At 37.0% G+C, this 14577-nt stretch carries 15 protein-coding genes, 2 pseudogenes and 2 other annotated features; of the genes and pseudogenes, 6 read left to right on the forward strand and 11 right to left on the reverse strand.

What is annotated here, in order from left to right; genetic code table 11:
• Window positions 1-131: 131 nt before the first annotated feature.
• The 3 genes from pheT to ACUN26_RS19370 form a co-directional block, all read right to left on the reverse strand.
• The gene (pheT, locus tag ACUN26_RS19360) at window positions 132-2552 is read right to left on the reverse strand and encodes a phenylalanine--tRNA ligase subunit beta (protein WP_000498202.1); all 2421 of its coding nucleotides are present in this window, start codon (window positions 2550-2552) and stop codon (window positions 132-134) included.
• An 18-nt stretch (window positions 2553-2570) separates the two neighbouring features.
• Entirely contained in the window at window positions 2571-3605 is a 1035-nt protein-coding gene (gene pheS / locus ACUN26_RS19365) for a phenylalanine--tRNA ligase subunit alpha (RefSeq protein ID WP_000388224.1), read from the reverse strand.
• Window positions 3606-3648: 43 nt separating this feature from the next.
• Window positions 3649-3877: a binding site (T-box leader), on the reverse strand.
• Window positions 3878-3939: 62 nt separating this feature from the next.
• On the reverse strand, window positions 3940-4737 hold the full coding sequence (locus tag ACUN26_RS19370) for a TrmH family RNA methyltransferase (protein WP_002039772.1): 798 nt from the start codon (window positions 4735-4737) through the stop codon (window positions 3940-3942).
• 82 nt (window positions 4738-4819) lie between these two features.
• On the opposite strand from ACUN26_RS19370, the gene sspI reads away from it, so the two are divergent.
• The 3 genes from sspI to ACUN26_RS19385 all read left to right on the forward strand — a co-directional run bounded on the left by sspI (window position 4820) and on the right by ACUN26_RS19385 (window position 6616).
• On the forward strand, window positions 4820-5029 hold the full coding sequence (gene sspI / locus ACUN26_RS19375) for a small acid-soluble spore protein SspI (RefSeq protein WP_000009509.1): 210 nt from the start codon (window positions 4820-4822) through the stop codon (window positions 5027-5029).
• Window positions 5030-5205: 176 nt separating this feature from the next.
• Window positions 5206-5763, forward strand: a complete 558-nt coding sequence (locus tag ACUN26_RS19380) for an HD domain-containing protein (RefSeq protein WP_001189005.1) — start codon at window positions 5206-5208, stop codon at window positions 5761-5763.
• A gap of 139 nt (window positions 5764-5902) precedes the next feature.
• The gene (locus tag ACUN26_RS19385; RefSeq protein WP_001183253.1) at window positions 5903-6616 is read left to right on the forward strand and encodes a CPBP family intramembrane glutamic endopeptidase; all 714 of its coding nucleotides are present in this window, start codon (window positions 5903-5905) and stop codon (window positions 6614-6616) included.
• Between the two features lie 27 nt (window positions 6617-6643).
• On the opposite strand, the pseudogene ACUN26_RS19390 reads toward ACUN26_RS19385, so the two are convergent.
• A pseudogene (locus ACUN26_RS19390) lies at window positions 6644-6808 on the reverse strand (DUF4179 domain-containing protein); the annotation flags it as partial.
• A 62-nt stretch (window positions 6809-6870) separates the two neighbouring features.
• Between ACUN26_RS19390 and ACUN26_RS19395 the strand changes: the two are divergent.
• Both ACUN26_RS19395 and ACUN26_RS19400 read left to right on the forward strand, forming a co-directional pair.
• Window positions 6871-7231 (forward strand): annotated as a pseudogene (locus ACUN26_RS19395) (ammonia permease).
• A gap of 13 nt (window positions 7232-7244) precedes the next feature.
• Window positions 7245-7607, forward strand: coding sequence for a hypothetical protein (locus tag ACUN26_RS19400; RefSeq protein ID WP_000446231.1), 363 nt, complete (start codon window positions 7245-7247; stop codon window positions 7605-7607).
• Between the two features lie 22 nt (window positions 7608-7629).
• Here the strand turns inward: ACUN26_RS19400 and ACUN26_RS19405 are convergent, their stop codons facing one another.
• A complete protein-coding gene (locus ACUN26_RS19405) occupies window positions 7630-9429 on the reverse strand; it encodes a DHA2 family efflux MFS transporter permease subunit (RefSeq protein WP_000094769.1) in 1800 nt (599 codons plus the stop codon).
• Window positions 9430-9441: 12 nt separating this feature from the next.
• Window positions 9442-10095, reverse strand: a complete 654-nt coding sequence (locus ACUN26_RS19410) for an HlyD family secretion protein (protein WP_001071409.1) — start codon at window positions 10093-10095, stop codon at window positions 9442-9444.
• A gap of 296 nt (window positions 10096-10391) precedes the next feature.
• Between ACUN26_RS19410 and ACUN26_RS19415 the strand changes: the two genes are divergently transcribed.
• A complete protein-coding gene (locus ACUN26_RS19415; protein WP_000023657.1) occupies window positions 10392-11009 on the forward strand; it encodes a TetR/AcrR family transcriptional regulator in 618 nt (205 codons plus the stop codon).
• Between the two features lie 41 nt (window positions 11010-11050).
• On the opposite strand, the gene ACUN26_RS19420 is transcribed toward ACUN26_RS19415, so the two are convergent.
• The 5 genes from ACUN26_RS19420 to infC form a co-directional block, all read right to left on the reverse strand.
• Window positions 11051-12136 (reverse strand): M42 family metallopeptidase, encoded by a 1086-nt coding sequence (locus ACUN26_RS19420; protein WP_000163548.1) that lies wholly within the window; start codon window positions 12134-12136, stop codon window positions 11051-11053.
• Window positions 12137-12205: 69 nt separating this feature from the next.
• The gene (locus ACUN26_RS19425) at window positions 12206-12697 is read right to left on the reverse strand and encodes a dUTP diphosphatase (RefSeq protein ID WP_000365050.1); all 492 of its coding nucleotides are present in this window, start codon (window positions 12695-12697) and stop codon (window positions 12206-12208) included.
• Window positions 12698-13138: 441 nt separating this feature from the next.
• Complete coding sequence (gene rplT, locus ACUN26_RS19430) at window positions 13139-13495, reverse strand: 50S ribosomal protein L20 (protein ID WP_001138362.1); 357 nt, start codon at window positions 13493-13495, stop codon at window positions 13139-13141.
• A 37-nt stretch (window positions 13496-13532) separates the two neighbouring features.
• A complete protein-coding gene (gene rpmI, locus ACUN26_RS19435) occupies window positions 13533-13733 on the reverse strand; it encodes a 50S ribosomal protein L35 (RefSeq protein WP_001125945.1) in 201 nt (66 codons plus the stop codon).
• 21 nt (window positions 13734-13754) lie between these two features.
• Window positions 13755-14258 (reverse strand): translation initiation factor IF-3, encoded by a 504-nt coding sequence (gene infC, locus ACUN26_RS19440; RefSeq protein ID WP_000973214.1) that lies wholly within the window; start codon window positions 14256-14258, stop codon window positions 13755-13757.
• Window positions 14259-14320: 62 nt separating this feature from the next.
• Window positions 14321-14441: a sequence feature (ribosomal protein L20 leader region), on the reverse strand.
• Window positions 14442-14577 lie beyond the last annotated feature (136 nt).

Genomic DNA, 14577 nt, shown 5'->3' on the forward strand with positions numbered 1-14577 from the left:
AAGACACCAGAAAATATATCAGCGATTTTCGCAATATATCGACCGTAACTTCAAATATATCGGCAATTTTTATAATATATCGACAATCGCATCATAAAAAAAATTGCCGGAATAGATCCGGCAATTTCTTATTACTTACGTAACTCCGCACCAAATTTCTCTTCTACCGTTGTTAATACACGGTTATGTGCTTCTGTTACCTCTTCGTCTGTTAACGTACGTTCTGCATCGAAGTAAGTCATAGAGAATGCAAGTGATTTCTTGCCTTCTTCCATTTTTTCACCTTCGTATAAGTCGAATAGTGTTACGTCTTTCAGAAGTTCTCCACCAGCTTCAGCAATGACTTGCTTCATTTCGCAAGCTTTTGTTTCTTTCGTTACAACAACAGCCATATCACGTGTCATCGATGGGAAACGTGGGATTGGTAAGTAGTAAGTTTCTTCCACGTCTGCACCGAATACTTTTACAAGAGATAGTTCGAATACGAATGTATCTTTCACATCCAATTGTTTTTGCGATTCTGGATGCAATTGACCGATGAATCCAATTACTTCGCCATCTAATACGATGTCAGCTGTACGGCCTGGGTGCATACCTTCACGTTTTGCTGGTGCATATGCGATTTGGTTTGCAACGCCAAGTACGTCGAATAATCCTTCTAGCACACCTTTCATAACGAAGAAGTCTACTACTTTCTTCTCGCCTTGCCATGCATGGTGAAGAGCAAGACCTGTCATAACACCCGCAAGATGTTGTTCTTCTTTCGGAAGTTCTCCTGCTTCTGTCGGTAAGAAGATAGAACCTACTTCGTATAGAGCAACACTGTCGTTTTTACGTGCAACATTGTATGAAACTGCTTCTAACAATTGTGGCACTAAGCTTAAACGAAGTTGACTACGCTCTTCACTCATTGGAAGCGCAAGATTTACAGGAGCTTTTTCGTTCGGCTCAACCATATATTGTTTCGCTTTGTCAGCGCTTGTTAATGAATATGTGATTGCTTCATATAAACCAGCACCTTCTAAGAAGCGACGTACTTTACGACGTTTCGTTTGTGCTGATGTTAATTTACCACGTGTCATCGTTCCAGAAGGTAATGTAACTGGAATGTGATCATACCCATACAGACGACCCACTTCTTCTACTAGGTCTTCTGAAATTGTAATATCAGGACGACGTGCTGGTACATTTACATGGAATGTTCCTTCTACTTCTGTGAATGGGAATTTCAAGTTTGTGAACATTGTACCCATTTCACTTGCAGAAATATCTGTACCTAATACACGGTTTACTTTTTCAGCCGTAACAGATACTGTACGCTCTTGTACTTGTAAGTTATCAGCTTCTACTACACCTTCAAGTGCTTCTCCGCCAGCATATTTCGCCATTAAAGCAGCTGCGTGTTGAATTGCTTCAAACGTACGTGTTGGATCAATTCCTTTTTCAAAACGTGCACTTGATTCACTGCGAAGACCTAAGTCTTTTGATGTACGGCGCACTGTTTGACCTGCAAAGTATGCAGACTCGATTAAAACGTTTACCGTCTCATTTGTAACTTCAGAATCAGCTCCGCCCATTACACCAGCAACCGCTAAAGCTTTTGTGCCGTTTGTAATTACAAGATGATGTTCTTGTAACGTACGCTCTTGATCATCTAACGTTTCAATTTTTTCGCCTTCTTTTGCAAGACGAACAACGATTTCTTTTGAACCTAATTTATCGTAATCGAATGCATGTAACGGTTGACCGTATTCCATTAAAATGTAGTTTGTAATATCAACTACATTGCTAATTGGACGAATGCCAGCTGCCATAAGGCGCGTTTGCATCCACATTGGTGATGGACCAATCTTTACGTTCTTCACCATTTTTGCAATATATAATGGGTTTTCTTCTTTCGCTTCTACACTTACAGAAATGTAGTCAGAAGTTTTTTCTGCTGTTTCTTGTAAGTCGATAGCTGGAAGTTTTACTTCACGGCCGTAAATAGCAGCTACTTCATATGCAACACCTAACATGTTTAAGCAATCTGCACGGTTTGGTGTTAAACCAAGCTCAAGTACTTCATCATGTAAGTTTAAAATTTCAAGTGCATCTGCACCAACTTCAGCGTCACTTGGGAAGATGAAGATACCATCTGCGTATTCTTTTGAAACTAACTTTCCATCAATGCCAAGCTCTTGAAGAGCACAAACCATACCATGAGAAGCTTCACCGCGTAGTTTTGCTTTTTTAATTTTGAAGTTACCAGGAAGTACAGCGCCAACTTTTGCAACTGGTACTTTTAAACCTTTTGCAATGTTAGCAGCACCACAAATAATTTGAACTGATTCTTCTTCACCGATATCGATTAAGCATTTGCTTAACTTATCAGCTTCTGGGTGTTTTTCACACTCTAATACGTGACCAACTACAACACCTTTTACACCTTTATTTAATACTTCAACACCTTCTACTTCAATACCACTTTTCGTGATTTTGTCTGCTAGTTCTTGTGCTGTTACATCTTTAATATCTACATACTCTTGTAACCAACGATATGATACGAACATATTTATCCTCTCCTTCCCTTACGCTCGTTTGAATTGTTGTAAGAAACGTACATCATTTGTATAGAAATGACGAATGTCATCTACGCCGTATTTCAACATTGCGATACGCTCTGCGCCCATACCGAATGCGAAACCTTGATATTCTTTTGAATCATAACCAGCCATTTCAAGTACGTTCGGGTGAACCATACCTGCGCCTAGAATTTCAATCCAGCCAGTTCCTTTACAAGTGCCGCAACCTTTACCGTGACACATCATACAAGAAATATCCATCTCTACAGATGGCTCTGTGAATGGGAAGAAACTTGGACGAAGACGGATTTCACGATCTTCACCGAACATCTTTTTCACGAATACTTGCAGTGTACCTTTTAAGTCACTCATACGAATGTTTTTATCAATTACAAGACCTTCAATTTGCATGAACTGATGTGAATGCGTCGCATCATCATCATCGCGGCGATACACTTTACCAGGACAGATAATTTTGATTGGGCCTTTTTCTTTATTATTTTCCATCGTACGTGCTTGCACAGAAGATGTATGTGTACGTAGTAACGTTTCTTCTGTAATGTAGAATGTATCTTGCATGTCACGTGCTGGGTGATCTTTCGGTAAGTTTAGTGCTTCGAAGTTGTAGTAGTCTTTTTCTACTTCTGTTCCTTCAGCTACTTCATAACCCATACCGATGAATACATCTTCAATTTGTTCAACAACAGCTGTTAACGGATGGTGACAACCTGTTTCAACAGGACGACCTGGCAAGGTAACATCAATTGTTTCAGTAGCTAATTTCGCTTCAATTACTGCTTTTTCTAAGTTACCAATTTTGTCATCTAAACGCGTTTGAATCGATTCACGTACTTCATTTACTAATGCTCCCATACGTGGACGCTCTTCCGCTGATAATTTTCCCATGCCGCGTAATACTTCTGTAATTGGGCCTTTTTTCCCTAAATACGCTACGCGTACGTCATTTAAGCCCTTTAGCTCTTTCGCTTCTTCAATAAGCTCTAACGCTTTTTGCTTTAGCTCTTTTAAACGTGCTTCCATTTGGAACCCTCCTAATTTTAAAAATAAAAAAACCTCGCTCCCAAAAAGGGACGAGGTAAATTCGCGGTACCACCCTAAATTGACAGAACAAGTCTGTCCACTCATTAGTTATAACGATCAATTCTGACCGGAACGCCTTTACATATACATGGTCCTGGCGTCAACTCCAGAGGTGAATTCACTTCCGTCTACCATAAGAATGCTTTCAGTCTACGGCATTCTCTCCCTATATGGCGATTTTGTCAGCTACTCTTCTCTATCAACGTTTTTCGTTATTTAACTTTTATTATATGTTCATTACGAACATGTACTTCAACTTATTATAAGAAGTTTTTTATTTGTTCGCAACCGGGCTTTGTAAATAATACGTTAAAATCCCTGCTGCAACCGCAACATTTAATGATTCTGCCCCGCCATAAATCGGAATATACAAGTTTTGATCCGTTTTCGCAAGAATTTCTTGGCGTACGCCGCTTCCTTCATTCCCTACAATTAATGCAAAACTTCCGGCTGGTGTTACTTCACCGTAAGGAGCTCCATTTTCAAGAGCTGTTCCATATACAGGAACACTATTTTCTTTTAACTTGTCTACCCATTCTTCTAAATTCCCTTTTACAATCGGTAAGTGGAAAATAGAACCTTGTGTAGAGCGCAGTACTTTACTATTGTAAACATCAACACAACCTTCTCCAAGCACAACGGCATGAATACCAGCTGCATCAGCTGTACGAATAATCGTTCCTAAATTACCTGGGTCTTGAAGGCCGTCTAATAAAAGAAATTTCCCATCAGTAAGAGCTACTTCTTTCTCATGCTTTTCACAGACAGCAAATACACCTTGTGTCGTTTCTGTTTCACGAAGTATTTTTACAATCGCTTCAGGCACGATATACATTTCAACATCATTCACTGTCCAATCTTTCGGAAGGTCTGTTTGATCTGAAACGATAAGTTCTGTTACAACTCCTGCCTTTAAAGCTTCCTCCACTAAGTGGAATCCTTCAACAAAGAACAACCCTTTTTTATCGCGTTCTTTTTTCGTTTGCAGCTTTTTCCACTGCTTCACACGCGGATTTTGTACTGAATCAATGTTTTTCATAATATGTATTTCCCTCTCTTCTTGTCTTATCATTATAGCCTATTTTTCATACATATTTACATAAAAAAGAACAAAAACTAACGTCAGTTTCAATTCTGAAGAAGAGGTGAAAGCAATGAGTTTTAATTTACGTGGTGCTGTATTAGCAAATGTATCTGGAAATTCACAAGATCAATTACAAGAAACGATTGTCGATGCAATTCAAAGCGGTGAAGAAAAAATGCTTCCAGGTCTTGGTGTTTTATTCGAAGTCATTTGGAAAAATGCTGATGAAAATGAAAAGCACGAAATGTTAGAAACACTAGAACAAGGATTAAAAAAATAAACAATAAAAGGTCACCTTAGAAAAAACTAAGGTGACCTTTTATGTCTATAAAATTTTTCTTCTCCTAAACATTTCTACTTTACTAACGCTGATTGATGGAGTACAATGTTCAAAATACATTTAAACCGATCGATTTTTCTTCATATACATCATTAGATAAAAGGAGTGAATGTTTTATGCAACGTATTACGCTTGAACAAGTTTTTAAACACCACATTACCCAAAAATATGTGAACCGTTCTGGAATGGTCCACGCGATTGCTGTCGCTTACCATGCGTTTCACTTAGCCAAAAAGCATCACGCCTCAGTCGATGCTGCGACAAAAGCCGGTTTCCTTCACGATATCGGACATCATACATGGTACACAGGCGGCGAATGGGACTATGACTTATATAAAAAGAATGATATACATGCAATTAAAGGAGCGGAAAGAGCTCATAAGTTATTAATCCGATTAGGCGAACATCCGAAGCAAGCCAAAGAAATTTCTGTTGCAATTCTATTGCATACTGATTCTTTCCTAGTAGAACAATCACTTGAAAGAACACCTCTACAAAACACTATTAAGTGGGCAGATGAAGCAGACGAAGAACCAGGCGGCGCACACCACTATCGAACTATCTCTTATGAAAAAGCACTAAAAGCAATTCAGCAGTTAGATCGATTGGTAGAGCGTGAATTGCAAATAGAGCAATCAAAATCAAATAACAAGGCAGAACATAGTTATCAATGAGAAAGAGGCATCACTATAGGGTGATACCTCTTTTATTATTTTATGGAAAATACACCTTTATATGTAATATTTAAATGTTACATATAAAAATAAAACACTTTATAATTAAATATATAAATATAAAGAGGTGATTCTACATATGCAACCCACTACACAACTTCCTTATGAACAGAAATACTCTATGTCATGGGGACAATTCATTAGCTCCGTTTTATTTGCTTTTTTCGGAACTGGACTCATTACTGTGTTCCTCGCAATGCCCTTAACAATTTATACAGCCGGACTCGAAAATAAAAAACAAATTGCCCTGTATGAATCTATTGCAAATACTGCAGGTATCGGATTACAACTAACCGTGTTGTTATTCTTCATTTTTAAATTCGAACCCGCAAAAAATTTACTATTAAAATCTTTTAATTTTAAAGCACTGAAAGAATGGCGCACATACGTATACTTACTTCTTTTCTTCGCTATAAGCATCGTGCTCAATTATATCTTTTTAAAATATGTGTTCCAAGACGCAACAAAGCAACAAGCTTCTGCACTAAACTTAGACGTATTTGAACAGTATCAAATATTATTACTTATCGGCTTTGCGATACTCACCCCAATTTTTGAAGAACTTATTTTCCGTGGTTTTTTACTCCACTTTTTCTCTGAACGCTTTCCATTTTGGATTGCAGCAGTCTTAACAAGTTTCTTCTTTGGTATCGCTCATACATACTCACTCGGAGTAATGGTAATTACTTTCTTCACGGGATTATTAATGGCTATTTTATGCAAGAAAACAAAATCCATTATTCCAGCTATGTTATTTCATATTATGAATAATATGTTAGCATTCTTAAGTTAAAAAGAGGTATCATCGCGATACCTCTTTTTACTCTTTTATAACAACTTCAAACTCTTCTTCCGTTAGCACTTTTCGATAATTCGTTTTCTTTTCTCCTTCTTCACCAGAAGTTAGGACAGGCGTCAGTATAATTTTTGTTACACTATCCTCTAGCTTTTCAAATCGCCAATAACTATTTTTCGATTTTATTAATAATATCCAAAATAAACCTCATGTAGTAAAATATAACTTAATTCACATAAAAGAGTTTACATATGTTCAGTATTATTTGGATGCTTTTTACGCCACTTCTCTTACTATGCGGGATTGCTGGTGGTATTTTTTAATGGTAACAGAAATTAAACATCGGAAATTACTTGTTACCTTAATGGGGATTATTTGCTTTTCATTCGTTATAATGCCTTTTACTTTTTTTAAACAAAGGTATCAATGGAGAGAACGTTCTCCACATTCCACCTGTCCTATATTGGATGCTTTTCTCTCTAGCTGGTTTATTAGCAGGATTGAATGGGGTACATTCAAAAATTAAGAGTATACGCAACATGGGACTCATTATTTTCTCAATAGGACTGTTTGCAGCTATTGTCCATGCCTGATTCATATTTTATTCATTAAGGAGTTATTACATATGGAATCTACTGGTTTATTTATTTGGCTTATCTTAGCCCCTATTTTGTTATTATGTGAAGGCATCGTTGGCATTTATTTAATTGCTGCCGGAATTAAATATCGAAAATCACTTATCGTTATAACTGGTTTAATTAGCATATCACTTATCGTTGTTCCTATCATTTGTATAGGTTATGGAATAGATTTAGAGGGAATGGTTCCAATTTCGGGAACTTTATATTGGTGCTTCTTCTCATTAGCTGGACTAGTAGCTATTATAAGTGGCAGACAAATATCAAGTATTCGTTCTATGGGGACGATTTTGGTTATAACAGGATTATGCTCTGTAACTAGTTATCATCTTTTATATCTAACTACATAAAAAACACAAAAAAGCAGGGAAATTAATTCCCTGCTTTTCTATTTGGTTTATTGCCTGATGGCAAGAAGAACGATAACACCCAAGCAATACCTGCGAGTATTGTTGCAATTAAGAAGGCATCGTTAATACCGTTAATTGCAGATAGCTTTGAGATTTGTCCGAATAATAGTTGCGTGCTCATCGCATCTCCCGCTTGAGCTGATCCAGCTAAAGCCGCTAAGCTTTGGCCCATACCATGTATTTTATCAACTAAAATTGGATTTGACGTTGTTAACATGTTGCCATAATCCGCTACGTGAGCAGTCGTTTGTTGCGTCATAAGTGTGATTAAGATCGCTGTTCCAATTGAACCAGCTACTTGTCTTGACGTATTTTGCGTTGCTGTACCGTGAGAAATTAATTTCATCGGCAGCGCGTTCATACCAGCTGTCATAATTGGCATCATAATGAATGACATACCAATTGAACGTATAATATAATCCGTCATAATAACGCTATACGGTGTATCCATCGATAATTTTGTAAATTCATATGTCGCATAAGTTGTAATTGCCAATCCAATTATCGCTAATGGACGAATGCCATATTTATCGAATAATTTACCTGCTACTGGTCCCATGATCCCCATAATTAATGATCCTGGAAGAAGTAGTAAACCAGATTCAATTGGCGTAAAGCCACGAATATTTTGTAGATATACTGGAAGTAATAACATACCTCCGAATAATGCCATCGTTACGATTGCGTTAATTACTAAAGTAAAAGTAAATACTGGATATTTAAACACTTGTAAATCAAGCATTTTATTGTCCGTTGTTAGCTCTCTCCAAATAAATACTGCAATACCTACTACACCAATGATAAGTGATATCACAACCTCTGCACTAGTCCAGCTATTATTTCCCGCTTCACTAAATCCATACAATAAGCTACCTAGTCCAATACTTGAACTAATAACACCGAATACATCTAGCTTTGTGTTAGATACCGGCTGAGCTAGTGTAAAGAATTTTAAAGATAGGAAAGTAATAATTAAACCAATCACAAACATTCCGTAGAACATTAAGTTCCAGCTATAGTTTTCAATTACCCATCCTGTTACAGTTGGTCCGATAGCTGGTGCTAAAATCATCGCTACCCCTAGTAATCCCATAGCTGCTCCTCGCTTATGAGGCGGGAATAATGTCATGAAAATATTCATACCAACCGGCATTAAAATACCCGCTCCAACCGCTTGAATCACTCGGCCCGTCATCATCATTGTAAAGTTTCCTGAAGTAGCACAAATGATAGATCCTACCGTGAAGAATAACATTGCCGCTACGAACAATTTACGATACGTAAATCGTGAAACTAAAAAGGCACTAATCGGTACTAAAATACCATTTACGAGCATGAAGCCTGTAATTAACCATTGTGCTGTTGAAGTTGATACATTAAATTCATTCATTAACGGAGGCAATGCAACGTTAATGATCGTTTGGTTTAAAATAGAAACGAACATCCCGAGAATTAATACTGTTACAACTGCTTTTACGTTCACATTCTCTATAGGCATAGACGTTTGTTTTTTCGGCATTTCTTTTTCTTGTTTTACTTCTTCTTGCTTACCTGTTTCTAACTCAACTACATTAGAAATTTCTGTTTCTTGCTTTCGTTCAATTTCTTTTTCTTCTGTTTCTACCTTACTTACTTCTATTTTACTTACGGCTGGGACTTGTTCTTCTCCCACGTTCGTTTTTTTCTTTCGTAAAAGACGATTTACAAGGAAGAAGACGATTATACAAAATAGTGCATATCCTGCAATTGCAATTGAGGACATCTCATCTCCCCCTTACTTATGAATACGAACTGTCACATTCATGCCAGGAACAATATTTACTGATTTACTATGATCTAAAGAAATTTTAACTGGTACCACTTGTGTTACTTTCGTATAGTTCGCTGTTGCGTTGCTTGATGGTAACATAGAGAATGTATTCGCTGTTGTTAATCCAACTTGCTCTACTTTTCCTGATAACGTCGTGTCTGGGTATGCATCTACATACACGTCTACATCTTGACCTTTTTGCACATCGTCAACATCTGTTTCTTCAATATTTGCTGTTACCCATAAATTGTTCATATCAAATGCATAAGCAATTGGGCTACCAGCTCCAACGAAAGCATTTGTCGTTGCGTTTGATTGTACAACTGTCGCGTTTTGCGGAATTGTTACGTCTACTGTTTGCTCCCCATTTGCTCCAGCTACAGTGACAGCACCTAATTTATCGTTCTCATTGTAGTTTTTTCCTACTTCAGCTTTCCAGTCAGTCAATTTACCTGCTGCTGGTGAAGCAATTGGAATTACCTTTCCATCAATTTTCGCATTTTCTGTTTTTAAATAGTTTTCCGCTTGATTGTAATAGTAATAACCGCCAATGCCGCCGCCAACTAGTACAATTAATGTGATAATGTTGATAATCACCATTCTTCGAAACTGATTCATTGCATTCCTCTCCTTATATCGCATATAATTTTTTTCTAAACTATTTACATCCTTATTGTTTATACTGTTTAATTGTTAATTATATTAACCTTTAAACAAAAAAAGCACACCTTCAGCAGCATAAACCGGATTTCGTCTACCTGCGAGTGGTGCTGATTTCTAAAGGACTATCGTTTATAATTATAAATAATTATTTCGAATCTACAACCGACAATTTAAGTATGAAATGTCGCTTAAACAACAATATAATAACGATTTGTTGTTTAAGTGTATAAAATGAAACGAGGAGAAGTAAAATGTCTATTAAAAATACAAATGATCCACGTGTAAAGCGGACGAGACAACTCATACAGGATGCTTTTGTCGCTTTAGTAGGCGAAAAAGGGTTTGAAAATGTAACTGTTCAACATATCGCAGAACGCGCTCCTGTAAATCGCGCTACATTTTATAGCCATTACCATGATAAATACGACTTATTAGACAAAAGCATTGAAGAAATGTTAGAGAAGCTAGCAGAAGTAATCAAACCGAAAAATAAAAATAAAGAGGATTTTCAACTTACATTCGATTCACCACATCCAACATTTTTGGCTCTGTTCGAACACATCGCAGAAAACGTGAACTTCTATAATGTTATGCTCGGGGATAAAGCTGCAGGAAACTACTCTTATAAAATGATGAAAACAATACAAACGCATTTAACATTAAGCTTATCAATTTCACAACCAGATGATAAAGATCTTATGGTTCCTCGTGATATTCTAATTAGTTATGTGACAGGGGCTCACATCGGGATGATTATGTCATGGTTAAAAAGGGGGATGATATATACCCCGCATTTTATGGCCATGCAATTAACTCGTTTAATTATTTTAGGGGCCCATACTGCCGCAGGATTAGAAAGACCTTTTTAACACATAAAAAAGCGAAGGAGATTCTCCTTCGCTTTTTTCTATTAATTAAATGTAATGTTATGTACAGCCTCTTTATCAAGACGTTTAATAACTTCTACAATTAACTTCACTGCATTTTCATAATCATCACGGTGTAACATTGCCGCATGCGAATGGATGTAGCGTGTCGCAATCGTAATTGCCATAGACGGAATACCATTTACAGAAATGTGAATCGCACCTGCATCTGTTCCCCCGCCAGCTACTGAATCATATTGGTATGGAATTTGTAGTTCGTCAGCAACATCAACTACGAAATCACGTAAACCTGTATGTCCAATAACAGAAGCATCATATAAAATAATCTGCGGTCCATCGCCCATTTTACTTTGCGCCTCTTTTGACGTTACACCCGGTGTATCTCCAGCGATACCAACATCTACTGCGAACGCGATATCTGGTTTGATATAATTCGCAGATGTTTTTGCACCACGAAGACCAACCTCTTCTTGTACAGTTCCAACGCCGTATACAACGTTTGGATGTTTTTCATCTTTTAATTGTTTTAATACGTCAATTGCAATCGCACAGCCGATTCGGTTATCCCATGCTTTTGCAAGTAACATTTTTTCATTCTTCATCACTTGGAATTCAAAGTAAGGTACAACTTGATCTCCTGGTCGTACGCCCCACTCCATTGCCTCTTCTTGGCTAGAAGCACCAATATCGATAAACATGTCTTTAATATCAACTGGCTTTTTACGAGCTTCTGGAGGTAAAATGTGTGGTGGTTTTGAACCAATTACACCTGTTACATCTCCTTTACGCGTTACAATTGTCACGCGCTGTGCAAGCATAACTTGTGACCACCAGCCACCAACTGTTTGAAAACGAAGGAAGCCTTTGTCATCAATTTGCGTAATCATAAAGCCAACTTCATCTAAATGACCTGCAACCATAATTTTCGGGCCGTTTTCTTCCCCAACTTTTTTCGCAACTAAACTTCCTAAATTATCAGTAGAAAGTTCGTCCGCAAACGGCTCAATATATTTCTTCATTACTTCACGTGGTTCACGCTCGTTACCAGCAATACCACGTGCATCTGTTAACTCTTTTAGCATTGTCAATGTCGCGTCTAATTTTGTCATTGCCAACACCCTCCTTTTTCTTCAGTCACCTTATTATACAAAAGGAAATTGAAATATTCAAAAATTAAATTAGTATCCTTGTGTTTGACGCTGATGATTTACTTCATTTTTATCTAAATACGCTTTTTCAATTTCTTCTTGTTCAAATTCAAGTGCTTGTCCAAGTCGAAGATAGCTTGTAAATAATTCAATATAGTTCGTGATAGATGGTTGATCTGTAAAACGAATTACTTTCGCATATGTGTCTAAGAAAATTTCCACTTGTGTTTTATTCGTTTGTGCACATTTATAGAATAAGAAGTTTTTATCAATACCTAAATCGATTCCGATTGATAAAATAAAATGCAAACCATCTACGTATTCTTCTAATATTACTTCACGTTCTGATGCTGGTTTATTGCTCCAATATTTAAAACAGCGTGTTTCATTTGCAAGTTCTCCAATTTCTACAAGAAGAGCTAGCATTTTTTCTTTTAACAACTTTTTCGGTTGTAAGTCATGTTCTTTTGCAATACGGTCATCTAATTCTTTTTGTAATTTAAATAGTTGTAGTAAGTCCATTCTATTGTCCTCCTCCAACATCGCATTTTATGCAACAATGTTGTTTCATCTCAAAGTTCATTATTATGTTTCAGTTCTTATGAATAAGTCAGCTATCTACCTCTTTATAAAATAGCTTGTCCTTAATTTACAAATACGTTTCAGTCATCGCTCGTATATTGTTCATCTGATGAAAGTTCCATATCATCTTTCCATTATAGCAGTGTCGTTTCGGCTAGGAAAGATACTCTTCTTTCCAAACGAGCATAATTGAAAAAAGCCAGGAGAATTCTCCTGACTTCATATGCATATTCTTCTATATCGCTATAGTTTTTATGTTGATTTTGTCATATCGATAACGATGCGTCCATAAATCTTTAGAGCTTCATTCACTTCAAACTTCTCTTTGAAAACAAACAAAAAACCTTAGAAGAAAATTCTTCTAAGGTTTCAACTAATTAATTAGTTAATGTTGTTTTTTGCAACTGTTGCTAATTCAGCGAAAGCTTTTTCGTCATGAACAGCTAAGTCAGCAAGCATCTTGCGGTTAACTTCGATGCCAGCGTTTTTTAAACCGTGCATTAAGCGGCTGTAAGAAAGACCATTCATACGAGCTGCTGCGTTGATACGTGTGATCCATAATTTACGGAAGTCACGTTTCTTTTGACGACGGTCACGGAATGCATACATTAGAGATTTCATAACCTGTTGGTTAGCAACCTTGAATAATGTATTTTTAGAACCGTAGTAACCTTTTGCTAATTTTATAACTTTTTTACGACGTTGACGAGTAACTGTACCACCTTTTACTCTTGGCATAATATTACCTCCTAATTGTTCTATATATCAGCCGAACTTATTTTAAGTTGTCAAGCATTTGACGAATGCGTTTGAAGTCACCAGCGCTTACTACACCAGCTTTACGTAGTTTACGTTTAGCTTTTGTAGATTTGTTAGCGAATAAATGGCTTGTGTAAGCGTGAGAACGTTTCAGTTTACCTGATCCAGTCTTTTTGAAACGCTTTGCAGCGCCGCGATGAGTTTTTTGTTTAGGCATAGGTATTTCCTCCTCTATCTATTACTTATCGTTTTTCGGTGCTAAAACTAAGAACATACTACGTCCTTCCATTTTAGGCTTAGATTCAATTGTACTAACTTCAGCACAAGCTTCTGAGAAGCGATCTAAAACACGTTGACCGATTTCTTTATGAGTAATGGCACGTCCTTTAAAGCGAATTGACGCTTTAACCTTGTCGCCTTTCTCTAAAAACTTGATAGCATTACGAAGTTTTGTGTTAAAGTCGTGTTCATCAATTGTTGGACTTAAACGAACTTCTTTCATGCTAATTACTTTTTGATTTTTGCGCTGTTCTTTTTCTTTCTTCTGTTGCTCAAAGCGGAATTTACCGTAGTCCATAATGCGGCATACTGGCGGTTTCGCATTTGGAGCAACTAATACTAAATCAAGATTAAGATTTGCAGCTAAGTCTAAAGCGTCATTACGAGACTTGATTCCAAGTTGATCGCCATTTGCGCCAACTAAACGTACTTCACGTGCACGAATTTGCTCGTTAATCATCATATCCTTGCTAATAGTAAGCCACCTCCAAGGTTTTCTCAGAACATATTTTGTAGTCATAGAACCCGACAAAAAAAGTGCGGGCATACGACACCCACACTTGTAAAATCTTAAGTAAGAAATACATTTACCTGCTAACTGCGAATGCGTCCATCAGGTGAGAAGCGGGTGCTTCTACTTGTTCCACAAAACAATATTCTATTATCCTTGATGAGTTTATCATAGGACATGACGTCTGTCAAGAAGACGCGATGTGTTTTACTAACAACAAGAAATATTGTAACAAACAACTAGCATACATGCAATACTTTTTTATGATAAG

This window comes from Bacillus sp. WC2503, from assembly GCF_052682895.1.

What these genes read in the sequence shown, in the direction of transcription:
- pheT (WP_000498202.1), bottom strand. Translation starts at nt 2,552, where the DNA reads ATGTTCGTATCATATCGTTGGTTACAAGAGTATGTAGATATTAAAGAT.
- pheS (WP_000388224.1), bottom strand. Translation starts at nt 3,605, where the DNA reads ATGGAAGCACGTTTAAAAGAGCTAAAGCAAAAAGCGTTAGAGCTTATT.
- ACUN26_RS19370 (WP_002039772.1), bottom strand. Translation starts at nt 4,737, where the DNA reads ATGATAAGACAAGAAGAGAGGGAAATACATATTATGAAAAACATTGAT.
- sspI (WP_000009509.1), top strand. Translation starts at nt 4,820, where the DNA reads ATGAGTTTTAATTTACGTGGTGCTGTATTAGCAAATGTATCTGGAAAT.
- ACUN26_RS19380 (WP_001189005.1), top strand. Translation starts at nt 5,206, where the DNA reads ATGCAACGTATTACGCTTGAACAAGTTTTTAAACACCACATTACCCAA.
- ACUN26_RS19385 (WP_001183253.1), top strand. Translation starts at nt 5,903, where the DNA reads ATGCAACCCACTACACAACTTCCTTATGAACAGAAATACTCTATGTCA.
- ACUN26_RS19400 (WP_000446231.1), top strand. Translation starts at nt 7,245, where the DNA reads ATGGAATCTACTGGTTTATTTATTTGGCTTATCTTAGCCCCTATTTTG.
- ACUN26_RS19405 (WP_000094769.1), bottom strand. Translation starts at nt 9,429, where the DNA reads ATGTCCTCAATTGCAATTGCAGGATATGCACTATTTTGTATAATCGTC.
- ACUN26_RS19410 (WP_001071409.1), bottom strand. Translation starts at nt 10,095, where the DNA reads ATGAATCAGTTTCGAAGAATGGTGATTATCAACATTATCACATTAATT.
- ACUN26_RS19415 (WP_000023657.1), top strand. Translation starts at nt 10,392, where the DNA reads ATGTCTATTAAAAATACAAATGATCCACGTGTAAAGCGGACGAGACAA.
- ACUN26_RS19420 (WP_000163548.1), bottom strand. Translation starts at nt 12,136, where the DNA reads ATGACAAAATTAGACGCGACATTGACAATGCTAAAAGAGTTAACAGAT.
- ACUN26_RS19425 (WP_000365050.1), bottom strand. Translation starts at nt 12,697, where the DNA reads ATGGACTTACTACAACTATTTAAATTACAAAAAGAATTAGATGACCGT.
- rplT (WP_001138362.1), bottom strand. Translation starts at nt 13,495, where the DNA reads ATGCCAAGAGTAAAAGGTGGTACAGTTACTCGTCAACGTCGTAAAAAA.
- rpmI (WP_001125945.1), bottom strand. Translation starts at nt 13,733, where the DNA reads ATGCCTAAACAAAAAACTCATCGCGGCGCTGCAAAGCGTTTCAAAAAG.
- infC (WP_000973214.1), bottom strand. Translation starts at nt 14,258, where the DNA reads ATGATGATTAACGAGCAAATTCGTGCACGTGAAGTACGTTTAGTTGGC.